The organism is Dyella sp., from assembly GCF_036746095.1.
Taxonomy (GTDB): Bacteria; Pseudomonadota; Gammaproteobacteria; order Xanthomonadales; family Rhodanobacteraceae; genus Dyella_B.
The window spans coordinates 1-18,170 of record NZ_DAIOEU010000007.1 but is presented as its reverse complement, the minus strand read 5'-3'; the positions used below and the strand labels follow the sequence as shown (position 1 = coordinate 18,170).

Genomic DNA, 18,170 nt, shown 5'->3' with positions numbered 1-18,170 from the left:
TACAATCGAGCGTCCAAGTTTCTTTTGCAGGAGTCCGGAAATGACCGACCCGCTGGCCGAGGTTGTCGCGCTGCTGCAGCCGAGCGCCCGGTATTCCAAAGTGGTCAGCGGCGCCGGCTGCTGGCGCGTTCGCCGAAGTGAGTTCGGGCAACCCTTTTACTGTGCGCTGCTGGAGGGAACGAGCTGCCTCACGATCGAGGGACATGAACCCCTCACGCTCAGGCCCGACGATTTTGTGCTGATCCCCGCGGCGCATCGCTTCACCATGACCAGCCTGGAACCGCCGGCAGCGGAAGCCCACGACGTGCCTCCCGTGGCGCTGCCCAGCGGCGAATTCAGGCTTGGCGCGCAAGGCATGCCACCCGATGTTCGACTGCTGATAGGCCACTGCGCTTTCGCTTCACCGGACGCCGCCTTGCTGGTTTCCCTGTTGCCGCAGCGCGTGCACGTGCGCGGCGAGAAGCGGCTGGCCGCGCTCGTGCAGCTGGTTGGCGATGAATCGCGCGCCCAGCGGCCCGCGCGCGAGGTGGTTCTCGCCCGCTTGGTGGAAGTGCTTTTTATCGAAGCATTGCGATCCACGGCGGGAATATCGGCATCACCAGGCCTGTTGCGCGGATTGGCCGATGCTCGACTGGCCACTGCGATACGTCGCATGCACGAAAGCCCGACCACGGCCTGGACGATCGCACGGCTCGCGAAAGAGTCCGCCCTTTCCCGCTCGGCGTTCTTCGAGCGATTCAACCGTGCCGTAGGTGTCGCGCCGATGGAATACCTGCTTGCCTGGCGCATGGCGCTGGCAAAGAACCTGTTGCGGCAGCATGACATGGGCGTTGCGGAAGTGGCCGAACGCGTTGGCTACAGCTCGGCCAGCACGTTCACCGTGGCCTTCGCACGCCATGTGGGCGTGACGCCAACGCGTTATGCGCGAGAGCAAGCGGCATAGCGCGCTATGGCTGGGACGATCCGTATCGCCATGCAAACAAGCATCACGCGGATGCCGTATCCGAATCCCATCGCCTGAGCTTTGAAAGCTCATGGCCAAGCCAAGATCGCATGGCCGGATCGCGCACTTCGAACAGATCGAACATGCCGAGCGCGCGCAAGACGGGCAGTTGCGCCACCAGCGTAGGTTCCACGCGTTTGCGTACCGATTCCGGCGTAGCCGGATCCAATAGCTGATGCGCACAAGCCACGAACGTTTCCAATGGCGATGGGCGGAATTCGGTATTCGACGCGGACAACTCGATCGCGGACATGAAGACATCCTCTCTGCATCAACGTGCCAGTAGGCTGGCCGGTGAACAGACAATCGCAACGGAATAAAAAATCCTCGACCGACACACAACGCTGCTCACGATCAGCCCAACGTTCATGTTAGGCGCAACGTTGACGCTACGTTCCGTCCGTATTTTCTTGCTCGGCGTATCACTGTCTGCATGGCATTCGCCGATATCTGCAAGGGCCATGCGAGCCGGATGAGTGAACGCGAACCCCAACCTTCCCGGGCGCCGAGATACCAACGCGAGGTTTGGGTTGAATCTCACCCCCACCTACCCCGGCGAAACGGGATGATTTCCGTCGCCAAGCGACACATTCGGGATTACCCTCTGCCCAGCGATCACTCGCACCGCATAAACGCAATCCGTCGTCGAACTTACAAAGCGTTCTCACTCAACGTGGAGCGCACGCTGCAAACCACGGAACCGGCTGACTCTTTGGCGCGATCTTTGCAACCCAACTCCATGCGACCGCCGCCGACCGGCAGAGGGAGAATATTGATGCTACGGCGCGGCCAAAAAAGCAGCTGTAACCGCTACTGGGGCGCCATGGTGCCCTTTTGGATTTGGCTCATGCCCATTTACGGCAGTTTTTCCGCAATCTTCCGTACTACGCGTGCATCGGTAGCGCCATCCGTTATTCGTAAAAATTAGCTTTCAGCTTACGGGCCACCTCCCCATGCCTGGTACCTACAACCTTTTGCTCGTCGCGGTCTCGCTGGTGGTGGCCACGCTCGCCTCATATACGGCGCTCGACCTGGCAAGCCGCATTTCGATGCTGAAGCACCCGGCGAGCCGCCATGCTTGGTTGGCTGGCGGCGCTACAGCCATGGGGGTGGGAATCTGGTCGATGCATTTCATCGGCATGCTCGCGTTTTCGCTGCCGATTCCACTCGGCTTCAATCCGGCCATTACCGGCTATTCGTTGCTGATTGCCATCTGTGTCTCATGGTTTGCGCTGCATGTCACCACTCGCGCGCGGCTCAGTTCGCGCGGCGTCGCGGCAGGCGGCGCGCTGATGGGCCTGGGCATTGCCGGCATGCATTACACCGGCATGGCCGCACTGCAGATGCAACCGGGTATCGACTATGAGCCGCTGCTGCTCGGGGCATCCATCGCGATTGCCATCGTGGCATCGACCGCCGCGTTATGGATCGCACGCATGCTGAGCAACATGCGGCAGCGGTACGCCGCCGCCAAGCGTGCGATGGCGGGACTGCTGATGGGCACGGCGATTACCGGCATGCACTACACCGGCATGGCCGCTGCCGATTTCATGCCGGGCTCGATCTGCGGTGCGGCCAATGGTGTCGACACGCAGTGGCTGGCGACAACCATCACACTGTTCACGCTGGCGATCCTCATCGTGACGCTGATCCTGTCTCGCTTCGACGTGCGCACGGCGTTGCTCGCCGGCTCGGTGACCAAGCTCAACGACCAGATCGTGCGCATGGTCAACCATGATGCCTTGACCGATCTGCCAAACCGCCGGGCGCTGGTGGAGCGCATCGAAACGGTCGTGCATAACGCCAAGCGCGCGCATGAAACCTTCGCCGTACTGTTCCTGGATATCGACGGTTTCAAAACCATCAACGATTCGCTCGGCCACTCGGTCGGCGATGAAGTGCTGAAGACATTCGCACGGCGGCTGCAGCAGTGCGTGCGCGAGGGCGATACCGTGGCCAGGCTCGGCGGTGACGAATTCGTCGTGCTGATGGAAAACCTCACCTCGCCGGACGAGGCACAGGACGTGGCGCAAAACGTTCTCGATAGCACGGAGCGCGGCCATTGGCGCGACGGACAGCCGTTCCAGGCCGTGCCGAGCATCGGCATTGCGATGTTTCCGCGCGACGGCGAAACTCCCGATGCCTTGCTGAAAAACGCAGACGCCGCCATGTATGAGGCCAAGCGCGCCGGACGCGCAACCTGGCGTTTTTTCGAGGCCAGCATGAATGTGGCGGCGATGCGTACGCTGCAGATCCAGAATGCGATCCGCGTAGCGCTTGATGAAGGTTATTTTTCGCTGCACTTCCAACCCAAGTTTTCCAGCAGCAACGAGCTGGCCGGCGCGGAAGCGCTGCTTCGCCTGAATCATCCCGAGCTTGGGCTGCTGACGCCGGCGGAGTTCATCCCCACCGCCGAACGCTCGGGCCTGATCGTGCCGATCGGGCAATGGGTGGTACGCGAGACATGCCGGCAGATCCAGCATTGGCAGGCACTGGGATTACCGGTGATCAAGGTGGCGGTGAACCTTTCGCCACGCCAGATGGCGCAGCCCGATCTTATCGAGACAATGGTCGAGATCGTGCGTGCCGAAGGCGTCCCCTGCGAGCAGATCATGTTCGAGATCACCGAAGCGGTCGCCATGCACGACGCCGCCAAGACTACCGAGATGATCCAGGCCTTTCAGCACGCCGGCTTCGAGATCGCCATCGACGATTTCGGCACTGGCTATTCCAGCCTTGCTTATCTTGAGCGCTTCCGCGTCAAGCAATTGAAGATCGACCGCCTTTTCACCTGCGGGCTGGATGCGCAAGGCCACGAAGGCCGGGCGATCGTTTCGGCCATTATCGCGCTCGCGCATTCCCTGAACATGGAAGTGGTAGCCGAAGGGGTGGAAACGACATCGCAGTTTTCAGAGCTGCAAGTGATGGCCTGCGACCAGATGCAAGGTTACCTGCTGGCCAGGCCGATGACGGGCGATGCGTTCGGCAGCTTGCTGGAACAGCAGATGGCACGCGTTTGACCCCATGCGCGGGTGCTTTTTCGTTGACCCCGGGTTTGCGCCGCTCGCTGTGCTCGCACCCCACCCCGGCCCCTGAGGTATCCGCAGGTTTTTTGCTCGTCATTGCGGCGAAGGCACGGCATGTTGCTGGCGGCGATTGAACACCACGGATGTTTCCACGCGCTGCACCACGGCATGGCGATTGAAGTGTTCGGAAATAATCACTTTCAAATGCTCCATGTCGCGCACCACGACGTGCACGATCAAGTCGGCGCGCCCGGATACGAGGAACACGCCGCGAACTTCCGGCACGGCCGCCGTGGCGTCGACGAAGCTATCGACCACGTCGATAGCCAGCTTGGCGAGCTGGACGAACAGCACTGCCTCCAGGACGAAGCCCATCGCCTGCAGATTGACCTCGGCATGGGCGCCCAATAAAACCCCACGTTCCCGCAGCAACTTGATGCGCTCATGGCAGCTTGATGGCGCAAGGCCAACTGCCGCGGCGATCTGTTTATTGGAAAGCCATGCATCCTTCGCCAAAAGGCCGAGGATGGCGAAATCTATTCGGTCCAGATCGGTATTGGCGGCCATGATTCCGAAATCAATTCGTTTGACGTCCTGGCAAGCCTAATATCATTCTAATTACATGACAAATAAACGAATATTTTTCATTCATAGCGCGATAGCCGCCTTGCTGCTGTCCTGCGCGGCTCCCGTCGCTCCCGCCCATGCCGCGGCCAGCCCATCCCTCCCCGCGCCCGGCGATGCCATCGGGCAACACTTGATATCGGCGGAACGAACGAGTTGGGAGCTGGCGATCAAGCGCGATGCCGCTGCCTACAAAGCCTTCCATGCACCGGATTTTTTTACCGTCACCGGCACCGGTGTGGTGCGCCGGGCACCGAGCGAAGCATCTGCCATGGACTCGCAGGTGCGCTTCGACCAGTGCGCGCTTTCCGGATTCGAAGTGCATTTCCTGGCTAAGAACGCGGCGCTGGTGACCTACCACGTCAACGCGTCGGGACTTGATCACGGCAAATCCTTCCACCTCGACAGCTACGCATCATCGCTGTGGCTGAAACGCGATGGCAGGTGGCTGAACGTGTTCTACCAGGCAACGCCTGCGCCCGCGACGTAACACCTATCCATGCAATCGCTTGTCGGCCACCCGGATATGCCGGGTTTTGCCCAGCAAGCTATGGACCAGCACGACTTCATGTGCCGGCCACACCACCGGTTCAATCGGTTGGAACGGCATTGCGGGCTGGTTATAGGCCAGGGTCATGTGCGGCGTAAACGAACCCTTGGTGTATTGATTGAGCGCAGCAGCATTCAGATGCACGGCCAATTGCTGGCGAAATGCGTGCAGGGCTTCATTGCCGTCACCGGACGTCAGCACGAAATCGCCATGGCTGCTGCGGTGGTTGAAGCTGCCGATCTGGTCGAAGCGAACGGTGAATGGATCTGCATCCAGATGCGCAAGCGCTTCGGCCGCTTGCGCGACGAGGCGAGGCGGCATCTCGGTGTAGTCACCGAGATGAAAAAGCGTGACATGCAGGCGGCCAGCTCCCACCGGCTTGCCATCCATGCGCCGCGCAGCAAGATGCCTGGCCGCAAAGGTTTCCAGGCGGGCAGCGTACGTGGCGTCGGGAAAGATGGCGAGAAACAGGCGATCCGTCGGGATGGCTTCATCGAAGCCGGGCAGCGATCCTTGGGTGGACATGTGGTGTTCCTTGCTACGTGTGCAACAGCGGGCGGATCACTTGCCAGGCAAACCTGCGCTAACCTCCCTCCCTTCGCATCATTATTGCCTTGCAGTCCATGCCATGAAACCCGAAGACCTGCAGCGGCTGGTAACCGTCGCGATTCCGTTCGGCAAATATCAAGGCCGGCTGATTGCCGACCTGCCCAGCGCCTATCTTTCCTGGTTTGCCCGCAAAGGTTTTCCACGCGGCGACCTGGGCAACTTGCTGGCCTTGATGCTCGAGCTTGACCACAATGGCTTGCGATCGCTGCTCGATCCATTGCGCAAGCGCCCCGCGTAAGCCGGGATACCAATCCCAGCATGCCGGCGGCCAGCGCACTCGCCGCCATTTCAAAATGCGTTGGCGTGCCGTTTATTCAGCGGCTAATGACTTGAGCAATTGCTGGCGCCCGTCCTTCAATATCTCATCAGCCAGAGCGGGATCAGACGCAGCCACCGCGCGCGACAACATCAGCGCGCCGGCCATCTGACAGAACAACACGATGGCCTTTGTTCGTTTCGCTTGGGCATCCTCGCCCTTGATCACATTCGCCAGCTGATCGAAATTCCATGCCAAGCCATGCGCATACGATTGCTGGGCTTCCTCGCCGAGCCGTCGAACATCGCCCGCGAACGCAGTCAGTGGACAACCTGCCTGGATGTTCGCCAGGTGTTCGGAGGACAGATACCACTCGACATGCCGGGCTATCGGGTCGCCCTCCGCATCGTCGGATGGATCGATGCTGCCGACAAGCAAGGCCGCGCCGTCTTCCAACGCCTTCTGCATGACCGCGGCAACCAGCGCATCCTTCGATTCGAAGTGGTTGTAGAAGCCGCCCTGGGTGAAACCCGCGGCCTTGGTCAGCTCGCTCAGTCCAACGTCGGCCACGCCGCGCTCGCGGAAGAGCTTTTCCGCAGCGGCAACGATAGCCCGTTTATTTTCAATAGCTTGCTTCTTAGAAACGCCCATACGCTTGCTCCTGCCTCCCGGTGCCAGCCTGGGTCGCCCGAATCACGATGGTGATTGCCATTGACAACAGGGCGGCGGCGCCTCATCTTAGCGCACGTCAATGGTGATCACCATTGTGACTTGAATCCTGCGCCCGGCCGCAAAACGCCCGGCTCGGCCATCGCTTAACCCACCTTAGGAGCATGCTCATGAAACTCACTGGCAATACCATCTTCATTACCGGCGGCGGTTCGGGTATCGGCCGCGGGCTGGCCGAGGCGCTGCACAAGCGCGGCAACAAGGTCATCATTGCCGGCCGGCGCCGCAGCCATCTTGATGCGGTGACCGCAGCCAACCCGGGCATGGAAGCTGTCGAACTCGACATCACCGATCCGGCCAGCATCGATCGCGTGGCGAAAACATTGATCGCTGATTACCCCGAACTGAATGTGCTGGTCAACAATGCAGGCATCATGCAGCCTGATGCGGTGGCAGGAAAAATCGACGACGCGTTGTTGACGTCGACCATGTCGACCAACGTATTGGGCCCGATCCGCATGACCTCCGCACTGATCGAGCACCTGAAGACCAAGAACGACGCGATCGTGGCGTACACCAGCTCCGTGCTTGCCTTCGTACCGCTCGCGGTGACCGGCATCTATTCGGCAACCAAGGCCGCGCTTCACTCTTACGTGTTATCGCAACGCTTCATGCTGCGCCACACCGGCGTGCGTGTACTGGAGATCGCGCCGCCATGGGTGCGCACGGAACTGATGAACAGCCAGGAGGCTGAGCAGGCCATGCCGCTTGATCAGTTCATTGCCGAGACGATGGACGTGCTTGGAACGGACGCGGATGAAATTCTGGTGGAAGGCGCCAAGCAGTTCCGCGCCAATGTGGGGCCGAGTGAGCATGGCTTTGTGAATGGTTTCAATGAGCAGGCGCTGGCATTGTTCGGTGGAGCTCGCGCTGCTGGCTAATGGCTAGTAGGTCGTTACGATAACCTTTGTGCTGCCTCATCGTCATCCCGACGAACAAATGCCGGAATGAGGATGAGGCGCGCCAGGACTTTCTTCGGCAGGTAGTTTTCCTGACCTCAATAAGAAAACGATAACGAACTCATCCACGTCAGCGATGGCGGCTGTTTCGGTGCCGGAATCGGATTGACCGTGTAGCTGAGCTGGTTGGAAAGATAAACACCGCGCGTCACGCGGAAAACGTAGGACAGCGCATAGTTGCGGCTGAAGTCCACGGCGGTAACGCCCTGCCCCTGTTGCATCCGCTCGAAGGAGCGGCTCAGCCGATCGAAGGTATAACCCAATGCAACCACGTCGTCGGGCCTTCCCGCTGGCCCCAGAAAGTAGAGCGTAACGCCCACGTCGCCGGCATAGACATTCCGGTCCGGTGGTGCGTAGTCGGCTTTCGTATTGATGTAAAACCCACGGTACGGTTGCGTGGCATCGACCTGCAGCAACTGATAATCGCCGACCAGGTAATAGGCGTAATTATTATGGGCGTAGCCACCGTGGAAATCGGGGAAATGGCTATCGTTGAACATCACGCCCTGGCGCAGCCACATCATGCTTTTTTGAGGCGCGGCGTCCGTCAGGTAACCCAGTTCGTTGATGTACAGCGCCTTGGCTCCCGGGATATGCCACTTCAAGCCCAGGAAATTATTCTTGTCCCAATCCGCTTGGGGCCCCTTCGGATCCACGCTGCGCGTGACGCCGAAGCGCTCGTAAAAATGCTTGTTGCGCGAAGCCAGCCGCAAATTGATCTGGGGCGCGGTCTTGTTGAAGATGAAGCCAACCTCGTAGGGAATGGAACTGCCGACACCGGCCGGCGACGTTGTCGAATTGGTACCTAGCGAAAAGCCATAAAACTGATTGCCGAGTTCTTCAAAACCATATTGCAGCTGCGTACGCCCATCATTGAATCGCTGGCTGATATAGAAACTGTTGATGGCGAAGCCGGTGGGATTTTCTCCGGCATACGAAAACCATTGCACGTTCGCATTGAACACCCATTGTGCCGCGCCGGCGAAACCGAGCCGGGAGAGATCGTAAGTAGCGGTGACAAACGAACCGGAGCGGTAAGTGGGATTCTGACCAATATAAAGCTGTGGGTGGGCGCCATGATTCAACCAATCAAAGGTGCCACCCACGCTGGTGCCGCCTTGAATCAGCCAGCCATGATCCGCCAGGCTTTCGCGAAGCTTGCCCAACTCCGGCGACATGGTTTCACACGTGCTGATCGCAGGGCTGGTTGTGCCCTGCGGCTGCAGGCCGTCATACCGGTGGCATGGAATGACATCGGTACCCATGCTTGCGCCAGATGGATCTGTCGCCGCTATCAGCGTTGCGCGCGCGGTATTGCCGATGGCCGACAAGGCCAGCAACAAACTTCCCGCCAAGACGAGTGCAATACGATTGAAAATTGGAGACATGACAGTCTCTCGCGCCCGTTTATTCAACGGGCGACAAAGCTCACAGGGTTGTCGTGGGGAAGCTAGGCTTGCTGATTAACGTAGTCGCGCGAGCGGCACATATACAGTGCCAGATGGCATATCCAGTTCACTAAAACGAACTCAACACTTTGTCGCCTTGCCGTAACCGCATGTCCGTCACGCCGACGGCCCTGTGGCCTGCGAACAGACAGGGCTGGTGACGACGGCGATGCTTATTCAATGTTGCCTTAATACTTCGCCGGAGCGACGACTCGGTAGTGTTGAGTTTGCCGGCAAAAATGTAGGCATCCGATAAGCACGGGTGCTTGTTTAGAGCACAGAACATTTTCCCCGGACCGCAATGGACGAAAGCCGGGACGACGAATCGGCAGCACTGAATTGTCGGGAAAAATTTTGGAGCCTTACCCCACCCGTGCCAACCCAGTTCATTCGGTCTTGAGCACGACCACCGTGTCATTCGGATCAAGCGGCTTGCCCCGCAGCTGCAGATCAAGCGCACTGCCCTTTTGCGTGAATTTCAGCGGCGCATGCTTCGGATCGGCCAGGAAATAAGCCTGCTTGACCTGCGCAGTGACATGAGCCAGGTGGAATGTTTCGCCTGGCCAGGTCAACAAGTGAATGTAGATTTTTCCCGGCTTCGTGGTTGCGCGCCAATCCCATGCCGGTATCCACTTTGGCTTGTTATCGCCAACGGTCTTTTCGGTGGCCGAAAACGTTCCATGATTGCCAGGGAACGGCGTGGGCCCGGTGCCGTAAATCGATTCGCCATTCACATCGAGCCACTTGCCGATGGCCTGCAAGCGCTCCGCTTCCGGCGCGGGAATCACGCCTTGCGCGTCAGGCCCGACATTGAGCAGCAGATTGCCGCCCTTGCTCGCAACGTCAACCAGCGTACGCAGCAACTCCTGCGTCGATTTGAAATTCGTGTCGTTCGATTTGTAGCCCCAGGTGTCGTTGATCGTCATGCAGGTTTCCCAATCGCGACCTGGGTAACCTTGCGCGGGAACATTCTGCTCGGGTGTTTCGGTATCGCCGTTGTAGCCGCCGCCGAGACGGTTGTTCCAGATCAGGTTCGGATGCTGGTTGAGCAGCGCGACGATCTCCGAAGCAAGCTGCGGCGTCATGTCGGCCGTGGGCGTGTCAAACCAAATGATCGCCGGTGACGGCTGATAGTTGCTCAGCAACTCTTTCAACTGAGGAATGGCCTTGGTATGCAGATACTCGGCAAAGTCGCCTTGCTGGGCCTTGTCCCAACGGCCGTTATGCAACTTGTCGTACGTCATCGTGGCGCCGCCGGGCGCCGTCCAGTCCTGATCCTGCGAATAATAGAACCCCAGCTTGATCCCCTGCTTTTGCGCTTCCTTGGCAAGCGCCTTCAACGGATCGCGCTTGAACGGCGTGGCATCCACGATATTGAAAGGATTCGCCTTCGAATCGAACATCGCAAAGCCATCGTGATGCTTCGCGGTAATGACGATGTATTTCATGCCCGCCGCTTTTGCCAACGCAACCCAGGCGTGCGCATCGAACTTGGTGGGATTGAACCGCGATGCCAGCTTCTTGTAATCCGAAACGGGAATCCTCGCGTTGTACATGATCCATTCGCCGATCCCATCGACCGGCTTGCCGTTCCATACGCCGGCCGGCTCGGCATACAGCCCCCAATGAATGAACATGCCGAAGCGCGCCTGCCGCCACCAGCCCATGCGTGCGTCGCGCTGCGCGGGCGTCTCGGTGTCCTGCACCGCGGGAACGGGATGCGCCGATGGGGCCTGCGTAGCTCCCACAGCAGCGGATGAGGCCGCCAGCGCCGAAGCCAGTGATACGGCGTAAATCAGCGATTTCATTGCATATATCCCCTTCGTGGTCTGCCTCTCCGCATGGGACGGGCGACATGGCTCGAAACGCATGCGCCACCTAGATTCATATTTGAACCTATTTTTCAAATAGGAAACATTCAAGCTGCGGTGCAACATTCGGCGTGAACCCGTCCGTCGTCATCCCGGTCCACAGATGGCTATCTGCGAAGGAAGGAATGTGCGTGGGCCCATGTAGGTCTACGGCAACTCATACGCCGTCATTCCTGCGAAAGCCCACTACTGTCCGAGGAAATTTTCGCCGTTCTTGCAGGAAAACTAAAACGACGTCATTCCAGCGAAAGCTGGAATCCAGCGACTTGAAAATCTGCAAAGGCACTGGATTCCAGCTTTCGCTGGAATGACGAGCTGATGGCACTGAATTTCCATGGGAAATTTTCGATGCAGGGTGCTATGCCCGCGCATTTCTGAAGAACTTCATTTTCCCCGGACAGCAGTGCGAAAGCCGGAATGACTGCCCTAGGGAATACGGCGATTTCGAGTCTTGCCCTCGATAGAAGAACACCAGATTGCGTCATATCCACATCTTGCTGCGGCTTCGCAAAACCCGAGCCGGACACTAGCGGGAAGGCCGGGACCACACTGTATTAAGGCAACACTGATTAAGTATCACAGCAAGTGTTGTGATGTTTCCCCATGTGGCAAACGTACTTCGCATTGCCCATCCCATTCCGACCACACCTCGCCAGCACGTTCATGATAACGGCAGCAACGCCTCCCATGTGGCGCCAGTAACATTGGAAGCCTTCAAAACACCCGCTAGCATCCCCTTTCGAGCACGATGCTCCATAAACCCAAAGGGGAAACAGATGCTATCGATCCGCAAAGCGGTTCTCGTCGCCTTGTGCCTATACCCGCTAGGTGTTCTTGCCGCCGATCAAGCGCCCAACTTCGACAGCGCCGATGGGCAGTATCTGGATTGGCTGGATCGCAGCGTCAAACCGGGTGTCGACTTTTTTCATTTCGCCAATGGCGGCTGGCTCAGGGCCAACCCGATTCCGCCGGACCGCTCCGAATGGGGTGCGTATGTGGCGGTCGACCTGCAGAACCAGCGGTTTATCCATGACATGGTCGAGAAGGCCAGTCAGAACACCAAGGCGGCGCCGGGCAGCGTCGAACAAAAGGTGGGTGATTTCTACGCCAGCGGCATGGACGAAAACACCATCAACGGTGCGGGTATCAAGCCCCTGCAGCCGGAACTGGATCGCATAGCCAAGCTCAGCACGATCGAGCAACTGCCGGACGAATTTGCCCATCTGCAGACCATCGGCGTCAATGCCCCGCTGGCGGTGATGCAGATGCAGGATTACCAGGACAGCAGCAAGGTGATCGCCGCCGCCACGCAAGCCGGGCTTGGCCTCCCCGATCGGGATTTCTACGTGCAAAGCGGCCATGCCAGCGAGAACATCCGCACGGCGTACGTGCAGCACATCGCGCGCATCTTCCAATTGCTTGGCGACAAGCCCGCGCTGGCTGAAACCGAAGCAAAGTCCGTGATGGCCCTGGAAACCAGCCTTGCGAAAGGCTCCATGACCGACGTGGCGATGCGCGATCCGAAAGCCATCTACCATCCGATGGAAGTTGCCAGCATCAACGCGCTCGCTCCGCGCCTGCATTGGCAGAGCCTGATGGCCGGCATTGGCCATCCGGAAATCCGCAGCCTCAACGTGGCTACGCCGGATTTCTTCAAGACCGTGAACATGGAGCTGGCGCACACCTCTCTCAACGACTGGAAAACGTACTTGCGTTGGCAGCTGGTGCAAACCTATGCGCCCTATCTGTCGCAGCCATTTGTGGATGAGCACTTCCGCATGTCCTCGGTGCTGAGCGGCGAAAAACAACAAAGGCCACGCTGGCAACGCGTCTTGCGCGCAGAGGATTTCGCCCTCGGCTTTGCCATCGGCAAGATGTATGTGGACCAGAAGTTTCCGCCTTCCTACAAAGTGGCGGCAACGCAGATGGTCAACCAGATCCGCGAGGCGATGCGCGAAGACCTCAGGACACTCGCATGGATGACACCGGCAACGCGCGAGGCGGCGATCAAGAAGCTCGACATGATGGAACTGCGCGTGGGCTACCCGGACAAGTGGCGCGACTACTCCGCTCTGCAGATCGATCGCGGCCCCTATGTGCTCAACGTCATGCGCGCCATGACGTTCGAAGATCGGCGCGAATTGGCGAAAATCGGCAAGCCGGTCGACCGCAGCGATTGGGACATGACGCCGCAGACGGTCAATGCCTACTACGACCCGTCGATGAACAATCTCAATATTCCCGCTGGCGTGCTGCAGCCGCCGCTGTACGAGCCATCCTGGCCTGACGCGGTGAACTACGGCAACACCGGCGCCACCATCGGCCATGAAATGACCCACGGCTTCGACGACCAGGGCGCCCAGTTCGATGGACATGGCAACTTGAAGAATTGGTGGGCGCCCTCGGATCTGAAGAAATTCCAGGCCGCAGTAAAGTGCATCGCCGATCAATATTCGCAATACACCGTTGCCGATGGCGTGCACGTGCAAGGCAAACTGGTCACCGGCGAAGCGATTGCCGACCAGGGCGGCCTGATCCTGGCGCTGCACGCATTCCACGCCCAACCGGCCTTCGCGCAGGCCAAGACGATCGACGGCTTCACGCCTGACCAGCAATTCTTTATTGCCTACGGCCATTCCTGGGCCATGGCGACGCGCCCGGAAACAGCCAAGACGCGCGTCACCACCGATCCGCATCCGCCGGAGATTTATCGCACCAATGGTGTGTTGGCCAACATGCCGGAATTCGAAAAGGCATTCGGGGTTGTGCCACCCAGTCCCATGATCAAAGCAAACCGCTGCGTCATTTGGTGAAGCAACAACGCAGGTTGGGGCGAGGCACAGCCGAACCCCAACATGGCCCACACCCCACGACGTTGGGGTTCGCGTTCCGCTCCCCAACCTTCGCGCCCGTGCATGTCGCACTGTTGCGTACCACGTAGGCTTATGCCAACGCCTCAAAGCACTCGTCTCTGACAGATAGTGCGAGACGTTTTATGCGAAGGTGCGACTGTCGGGCGTGCCCATCCGCTGCGGTGATTGCGACACGCCCGACATGAGTGAAGTAACGCGGATCGCCCGAGTAGCAGCTCAGACGATCCGCTGGCCACCACCAACTAAATCGGAGAGTTGATCATGGTTACGCTCGATCATACGGCACCTGCACATCTTCGTGCTCCCACCTCGGTGCATTTCCCCTACTTCACCGCTGCGCAAGCTGCGCGACGTCGAGCCAAAGTGGGCATTCGTCAAAACGGAAGCAGCTGATTCCGACAAAACGAGCAGGATTTTGTCCTGAAGCCCTTCACGCCGCGCGCAATACGCGGCGTGACCTAAGCGCGTGGAGAACACCATGGAAGACATGCACGGCGGCCGCTGCGGGCCGCAACTCTATCTATTGTCCGAAGAAGGCTACGAAAGCTTGAAACACCTGCAGGACATGCTCGCCCTGATGGCGCTCATCACCTATAACGAAGAACACGTGGCGAATGGCGACCTCATGATGGCCATTGGCCGCGCCGAACTCTATTTCATTTTTCAGGCGATCAACATGCAGCTCGACGATGTGCTGGAGCGGTTGGGCAATGAAAATTGGCTTGGCGTCATGAGCCATGTGTTGCAGTAGCCCACAAGCCGCTTCACCGCGTAGGACGGGATGAAATCGCTGTACCGAGGGCTGCCATAAAGCCTGAGGCGACTCCCGCCCACCGGCCTTGCTATGCTGGGCCCGTACGGCGCGGGGGCGCCGCTTATCAGGGAGGTGACACCATGGCAACACGATCCAGGGGACCTGCGGCCGGCTTTGGCTGGCTCAGCAGGGGTATCAGCGCGAGTTTCCGCCATCCAAAACCACTCTTCGGCGGGGCATTCTTGGTCGTGCTGGCGGCATTGGTGCCGGCGCTCATTACAATGCCCATGCAATTTTATGTGATGTATTCGGGCACACCGCCGCATATGGCTACTCTCGCCGGCATTGCGGCGATATCCATGCTGCTTGGCCTGCTTGTTTTGCCGATCTACGCCGGCTACTTGCAAGTGGTCGACACGGCAGAGGCTGGGCGACCCGCCCGGGCACGCGATGTAGTCAAGCCTTTTCGGGAGGGCAAGGCGCTGCGCGTGATCGGCTATGGCATCGTCATGGCCGTCATTTACCTCGCAATCTTCGCTCTTATCTTCGTGTCGACGGGAAGCGGCGTCGGCCACTGGTATCTGGAAGCCTTGACCGCGCAAGCCAACCATCTGCCGCCGCCAACCACGCTGCCCGAAGGATTCTGGAGAACGATGTTGCTTGCGGCGCTGTTCGGCATTTTCATGATGGGGTTCTATGCAATAGGCCTTGGCCAGGTCACCCTCCGCAATCGTGGCGTATTCGGCGCCGTCAGCGACGGCGTGATCGGCGCATTGAAGAACCTGCTACCGCTGCTCATGCTGGTCGTGGGTCTTCTGGTTGTATGGGTCGGCATCGTGATCTGCTTTGTGATCGCCGCCATGGTGATCGCCCTGCTTGGCAAGCTGGCCGGAGCGTGGCTAGCGCTAGTGCTGGTCATCCCGCTCTACATCGCCTTGTTGCTCGCAATGTTTATGATGATGTTCGGCGTGATGTATCACCTGTGGCGCGATGTGTGCGGTGACGACATGGACGTGGATACGGCTGCAGCCATTGCCGTTTGACCGGGTGTATCCGTTCGCATCTGCAAGGCCATGATTGCTGTAAAAAACGAGGCCGAAGGTAGTTTACCTTCGGCCTTTATATATCGGTCCAAGCTCGTCAGAAATACCATATATTGTATATCTTTTGCTTTATCGATGGCTCGACGCAAAGATGTGGGTGGCCGAAATCAAACGTAAGATACCCAATGGCCGCTCTGCTGCATCAAGCAGGCAAATCAGCACCTGGACCCCGATCCTCGACGAACTCTCCAGACGCCACCATTTTCAGGATCAGCTCGTGCACTTGCTGAGCATCAGCTTCCAATCCGCCAAGGCTCACGTTCAAAGCTGAAAAACCCATCGCCTCGTTTGCGCGGACGACCGCCCGCTTGGCGGGAGACAGGCGCTGCAACCACTGCAATGGATCACGCAACTCAAGACAAATGAAATCGACACTCATGATGGATCGCAGGTAGGCACCGGTAATTTCCGACCATGGGATAACGCCGACTCCAAGTGTTCGATCGAAGATACCCTGCTCATCCATAACCAAGCGTGGCCGGGCATCTAACAGCTGCCATAAAAACAGCGGAATGCAGGCTCCGAACAGTACGATGTTTGCCCAGCCAAGCCACGCCTCGGTCGCGGCGTCGAACGCCACCATGAAGGCTCCCGCGAAGACGAAACCCACAGCAACAAGTAGTAGCAAAGCGTACTTGAGCCTTGAGGCATTGATGACGATGGGACTCATGAAAAAGTGACCTTTATCGATATCAGGACGACAGCGCCGCGGCAGGCTGCATCGGTTTCGCCAGCAAGCTGTTTATTTCGTTCGCCAGATCGTTAAGCGTGTCATCGTCGTAGCCGTCGTGGGCATAAGCCACCTTGCCATCGCGATCGATCAGCCAAGTGCGCGGTATGGTCTTTATCGCGTATGACTTCGATACCGGTGCCTGGCCGAAGGTATAAATCAAACCAGGCGCTATCTTCGGCAGCGCGTGGCTTAGCCTAAGAAAGGTATCGTGGTCGTCTACGTCGACAGCAACGACCTGCAATTTTTCGGGGCTGATAAGCTTTTGGATACCCGCAAGCACGGTCAGTTCCTTCTGGCAGTATCCGCACCAGGATGCCCAGAACGCGATCACCACGACCTTGCCATGCATGTCGCTCGCAAGGACGCTATCACCTCCGCGCGTTTTACCCAGAAAGTCAGGCGGCGTATCGCCCACCGCCACACCGGCCTGCGCCGCCGACGCGGGCAACAAGAACAGTATCGCCAATAGATAGCGCCTAAGAAACATCTGCATGTTTTCCCCTGTATTCACATCCAGCCACAGCTATCGTAAAGCGCCGTTAACTGTCATAACAATAACAGGCCACATCGCTACAGCCACAGTGACATCCGTCGCGATGGGAAAAGTCATTGAAGCGGGAGGGAGCAACGCGGCACGCCATTTCGCCATCAACAACACGGCCTAGGCAAGCGCTGACGTCAGCGCCATGATCCCCCCGCTCTGGTACTTAGCGAGCGTGCCAATGACGTTATTGGTCCATTCTTGTCGCAGTTCGGGCAACTGCTGGAACTCGACTGCGAAGGAACGGCGAAATCCGCCATTTCCGCAACGTGACCAACGTTGTGCCGCGCGTAGACTTTGAGCACTTCCCAAAGACCCAGTTGGGAACGTCAAAATGGAATTGCTTGATGACGCGCTGGTCTCTAAGGAAGCCGCCATTTTTCAAAGATCCTTCGCCGCCTGAAAGTACGCATTTATATCAATGATGCAGGGAAGGCGATCCTCTGATAATTTCGGCAAAGCCAATTGGTATTGAGTGCGGCCTGCTCGCGCCACTCGAAGGTTGATGCGGAACTGAAAATAACCATGCGCGACATAGGTCAATCCGGCATCGTTTCCTCTTGCCAACCACCCTAACGGAAGGAACTACATGAAAATCTTTTTCCGCGTCGCCCTGCCACTATTACTGATCAGCACAAGCGCTAGCGCCATAGTTATACGTCACGATCAACCCGATGCACGCTACCGCGTCAACCCGCAATCCACCCCTGCGCTGGCCGATCTGCCCGACGAAGGCCACGGCACCTTGATTGCCCCACGCTGGGTCATCACCGCCGCGCATGCGGTGAACATGATGCAGATGATGCCCGAAGAACATTTCGTGACCATCAACGGAAAGCGGCGCGCGGTGAGCCGCATAGTTGTCTACCCCGACTACCCCGCCGCGCGAGACGCTTGGCAGCAGATGTTCAAGCAAGTCAAAACCACCAAACCCGACGCGTTCATGCATCAGTACATGGCTGCGATGGCTGCCATGCACGACATTGCCCTGCTGGAACTTGCCGAGCCGGTCACCGATGTTGCGCCGATGCCGATCGATCGCGGCAACGCCAAGCCCGGCATGCTGAGCACGGTCTACGGCGCAGGCGCCA

18 protein-coding genes are annotated in these 18,170 nt (G+C 58.6%); 9 read left to right on the top strand and 9 right to left on the bottom strand.

Features of this window, described 5'->3' with window-relative positions; genetic code table 11:
- Positions 1–40 precede the first annotated feature (40 nt).
- Positions 41–943 (top strand): AraC family transcriptional regulator, encoded by a 903-nt coding sequence (locus tag V7M64_RS05010; protein ID WP_333677501.1) that lies wholly within the window; start codon positions 41–43, stop codon positions 941–943.
- A gap of 43 nt (positions 944–986) precedes the next feature.
- On the opposite strand, the gene V7M64_RS05005 is transcribed toward V7M64_RS05010, so the two are convergent.
- Positions 987–1,256, bottom strand: a complete 270-nt coding sequence (locus V7M64_RS05005) for a hypothetical protein (RefSeq protein ID WP_333677499.1) — start codon at positions 1,254–1,256, stop codon at positions 987–989.
- 700 nt (positions 1,257–1,956) lie between these two features.
- Between V7M64_RS05005 and V7M64_RS05000 the strand changes: the two genes are divergently transcribed.
- Complete coding sequence (locus V7M64_RS05000) at positions 1,957–4,023, top strand: EAL domain-containing protein (protein WP_333677497.1); 2,067 nt, start codon at positions 1,957–1,959, stop codon at positions 4,021–4,023.
- A gap of 99 nt (positions 4,024–4,122) precedes the next feature.
- Here the strand turns inward: V7M64_RS05000 and V7M64_RS04995 are convergent, their stop codons facing one another.
- On the bottom strand, positions 4,123–4,596 hold the full coding sequence (locus V7M64_RS04995; protein ID WP_333677496.1) for an Lrp/AsnC family transcriptional regulator: 474 nt from the start codon (positions 4,594–4,596) through the stop codon (positions 4,123–4,125).
- 55 nt (positions 4,597–4,651) lie between these two features.
- Between V7M64_RS04995 and V7M64_RS04990 the strand changes: the two genes are divergently transcribed.
- On the top strand, positions 4,652–5,143 hold the full coding sequence (locus tag V7M64_RS04990) for a nuclear transport factor 2 family protein (RefSeq protein ID WP_333677494.1): 492 nt from the start codon (positions 4,652–4,654) through the stop codon (positions 5,141–5,143).
- A 3-nt stretch (positions 5,144–5,146) separates the two neighbouring features.
- On the opposite strand, the gene thpR is transcribed toward V7M64_RS04990, so the two are convergent.
- Entirely contained in the window at positions 5,147–5,728 is a 582-nt protein-coding gene (gene thpR, locus V7M64_RS04985) for an RNA 2',3'-cyclic phosphodiesterase (protein WP_333677492.1), read from the bottom strand.
- Between the two features lie 103 nt (positions 5,729–5,831).
- Here thpR and V7M64_RS04980 point away from each other — a divergent pair, with 103 nt between their 5' ends.
- The gene (locus tag V7M64_RS04980) at positions 5,832–6,050 is read left to right on the top strand and encodes a DUF3820 family protein (protein WP_333677490.1); all 219 of its coding nucleotides are present in this window, start codon (positions 5,832–5,834) and stop codon (positions 6,048–6,050) included.
- 72 nt (positions 6,051–6,122) lie between these two features.
- On the opposite strand, the gene V7M64_RS04975 is transcribed toward V7M64_RS04980, so the two are convergent.
- Positions 6,123–6,719: a TetR/AcrR family transcriptional regulator gene (locus V7M64_RS04975; RefSeq protein ID WP_333677488.1), complete on the bottom strand. Its 597-nt coding sequence runs from the start codon at positions 6,717–6,719 to the stop codon at positions 6,123–6,125.
- Positions 6,720–6,907: 188 nt separating this feature from the next.
- On the opposite strand from V7M64_RS04975, the gene V7M64_RS04970 reads away from it, so the two are divergent.
- Complete coding sequence (locus tag V7M64_RS04970) at positions 6,908–7,678, top strand: SDR family NAD(P)-dependent oxidoreductase (protein ID WP_333677486.1); 771 nt, start codon at positions 6,908–6,910, stop codon at positions 7,676–7,678.
- Between the two features lie 116 nt (positions 7,679–7,794).
- On the opposite strand, the gene V7M64_RS04965 is transcribed toward V7M64_RS04970, so the two are convergent.
- From V7M64_RS04965 to V7M64_RS04955, 3 genes are all read right to left on the bottom strand, one after another.
- On the bottom strand, positions 7,795–9,144 hold the full coding sequence (locus tag V7M64_RS04965) for a hypothetical protein (protein ID WP_333677484.1): 1,350 nt from the start codon (positions 9,142–9,144) through the stop codon (positions 7,795–7,797).
- 446 nt (positions 9,145–9,590) lie between these two features.
- Positions 9,591–11,012 carry an alpha-L-fucosidase gene (locus tag V7M64_RS04960; protein WP_333677483.1) on the bottom strand — a complete coding sequence of 474 codons (1,422 nt, stop codon included), beginning with the start codon at positions 11,010–11,012 and terminating at the stop codon, positions 9,591–9,593.
- A 299-nt stretch (positions 11,013–11,311) separates the two neighbouring features.
- Positions 11,312–11,560 carry a hypothetical protein gene (locus tag V7M64_RS04955; protein WP_333677482.1) on the bottom strand — a complete coding sequence of 83 codons (249 nt, stop codon included), beginning with the start codon at positions 11,558–11,560 and terminating at the stop codon, positions 11,312–11,314.
- 291 nt (positions 11,561–11,851) lie between these two features.
- Between V7M64_RS04955 and V7M64_RS04950 the strand changes: the two genes are divergently transcribed.
- The 3 genes from V7M64_RS04950 to V7M64_RS04940 all read left to right on the top strand — a co-directional run bounded on the left by V7M64_RS04950 (position 11,852) and on the right by V7M64_RS04940 (position 15,745).
- The gene (locus V7M64_RS04950) at positions 11,852–13,888 is read left to right on the top strand and encodes a M13 family metallopeptidase (RefSeq protein ID WP_333677481.1); all 2,037 of its coding nucleotides are present in this window, start codon (positions 11,852–11,854) and stop codon (positions 13,886–13,888) included.
- A 538-nt stretch (positions 13,889–14,426) separates the two neighbouring features.
- The gene (locus V7M64_RS04945; protein WP_333677480.1) at positions 14,427–14,699 is read left to right on the top strand and encodes a hypothetical protein; all 273 of its coding nucleotides are present in this window, start codon (positions 14,427–14,429) and stop codon (positions 14,697–14,699) included.
- A gap of 143 nt (positions 14,700–14,842) precedes the next feature.
- Positions 14,843–15,745: a hypothetical protein gene (locus V7M64_RS04940; protein WP_333677479.1), complete on the top strand. Its 903-nt coding sequence runs from the start codon at positions 14,843–14,845 to the stop codon at positions 15,743–15,745.
- A gap of 202 nt (positions 15,746–15,947) precedes the next feature.
- On the opposite strand, the gene V7M64_RS04935 is transcribed toward V7M64_RS04940, so the two are convergent.
- A complete protein-coding gene (locus V7M64_RS04935; RefSeq protein ID WP_333677478.1) occupies positions 15,948–16,475 on the bottom strand; it encodes an STM3941 family protein in 528 nt (175 codons plus the stop codon).
- A 22-nt stretch (positions 16,476–16,497) separates the two neighbouring features.
- Complete coding sequence (locus V7M64_RS04930) at positions 16,498–16,989, bottom strand: TlpA disulfide reductase family protein (protein ID WP_333677477.1); 492 nt, start codon at positions 16,987–16,989, stop codon at positions 16,498–16,500.
- Between the two features lie 679 nt (positions 16,990–17,668).
- On the opposite strand from V7M64_RS04930, the gene V7M64_RS04925 reads away from it, so the two are divergent.
- A partial coding sequence (locus V7M64_RS04925) for a trypsin-like serine protease (RefSeq protein ID WP_333677476.1) occupies positions 17,669–18,170 on the top strand: 502 nt, incomplete at its 3' end.

Coding starts and splice junctions, on each gene's coding strand:
- V7M64_RS05010 (WP_333677501.1), top strand. CDS start 41: ATGACCGACCCGCTGGCCGAGGTTGTCGCGCTGCTGCAGCCGAGCGCC.
- V7M64_RS05005 (WP_333677499.1), bottom strand. CDS start 1,256: ATGTCCGCGATCGAGTTGTCCGCGTCGAATACCGAATTCCGCCCATCG.
- V7M64_RS05000 (WP_333677497.1), top strand. CDS start 1,957: ATGCCTGGTACCTACAACCTTTTGCTCGTCGCGGTCTCGCTGGTGGTG.
- V7M64_RS04995 (WP_333677496.1), bottom strand. CDS start 4,596: ATGGCCGCCAATACCGATCTGGACCGAATAGATTTCGCCATCCTCGGC.
- V7M64_RS04990 (WP_333677494.1), top strand. CDS start 4,652: ATGACAAATAAACGAATATTTTTCATTCATAGCGCGATAGCCGCCTTG.
- thpR (WP_333677492.1), bottom strand. CDS start 5,728: ATGTCCACCCAAGGATCGCTGCCCGGCTTCGATGAAGCCATCCCGACG.
- V7M64_RS04980 (WP_333677490.1), top strand. CDS start 5,832: ATGAAACCCGAAGACCTGCAGCGGCTGGTAACCGTCGCGATTCCGTTC.
- V7M64_RS04975 (WP_333677488.1), bottom strand. CDS start 6,719: ATGGGCGTTTCTAAGAAGCAAGCTATTGAAAATAAACGGGCTATCGTT.
- V7M64_RS04970 (WP_333677486.1), top strand. CDS start 6,908: ATGAAACTCACTGGCAATACCATCTTCATTACCGGCGGCGGTTCGGGT.
- V7M64_RS04965 (WP_333677484.1), bottom strand. CDS start 9,144: ATGTCTCCAATTTTCAATCGTATTGCACTCGTCTTGGCGGGAAGTTTG.
- V7M64_RS04960 (WP_333677483.1), bottom strand. CDS start 11,012: ATGAAATCGCTGATTTACGCCGTATCACTGGCTTCGGCGCTGGCGGCC.
- V7M64_RS04955 (WP_333677482.1), bottom strand. CDS start 11,560: ATGACGCAATCTGGTGTTCTTCTATCGAGGGCAAGACTCGAAATCGCC.
- V7M64_RS04950 (WP_333677481.1), top strand. CDS start 11,852: ATGCTATCGATCCGCAAAGCGGTTCTCGTCGCCTTGTGCCTATACCCG.
- V7M64_RS04945 (WP_333677480.1), top strand. CDS start 14,427: ATGGAAGACATGCACGGCGGCCGCTGCGGGCCGCAACTCTATCTATTG.
- V7M64_RS04940 (WP_333677479.1), top strand. CDS start 14,843: ATGGCAACACGATCCAGGGGACCTGCGGCCGGCTTTGGCTGGCTCAGC.
- V7M64_RS04935 (WP_333677478.1), bottom strand. CDS start 16,475: ATGAGTCCCATCGTCATCAATGCCTCAAGGCTCAAGTACGCTTTGCTA.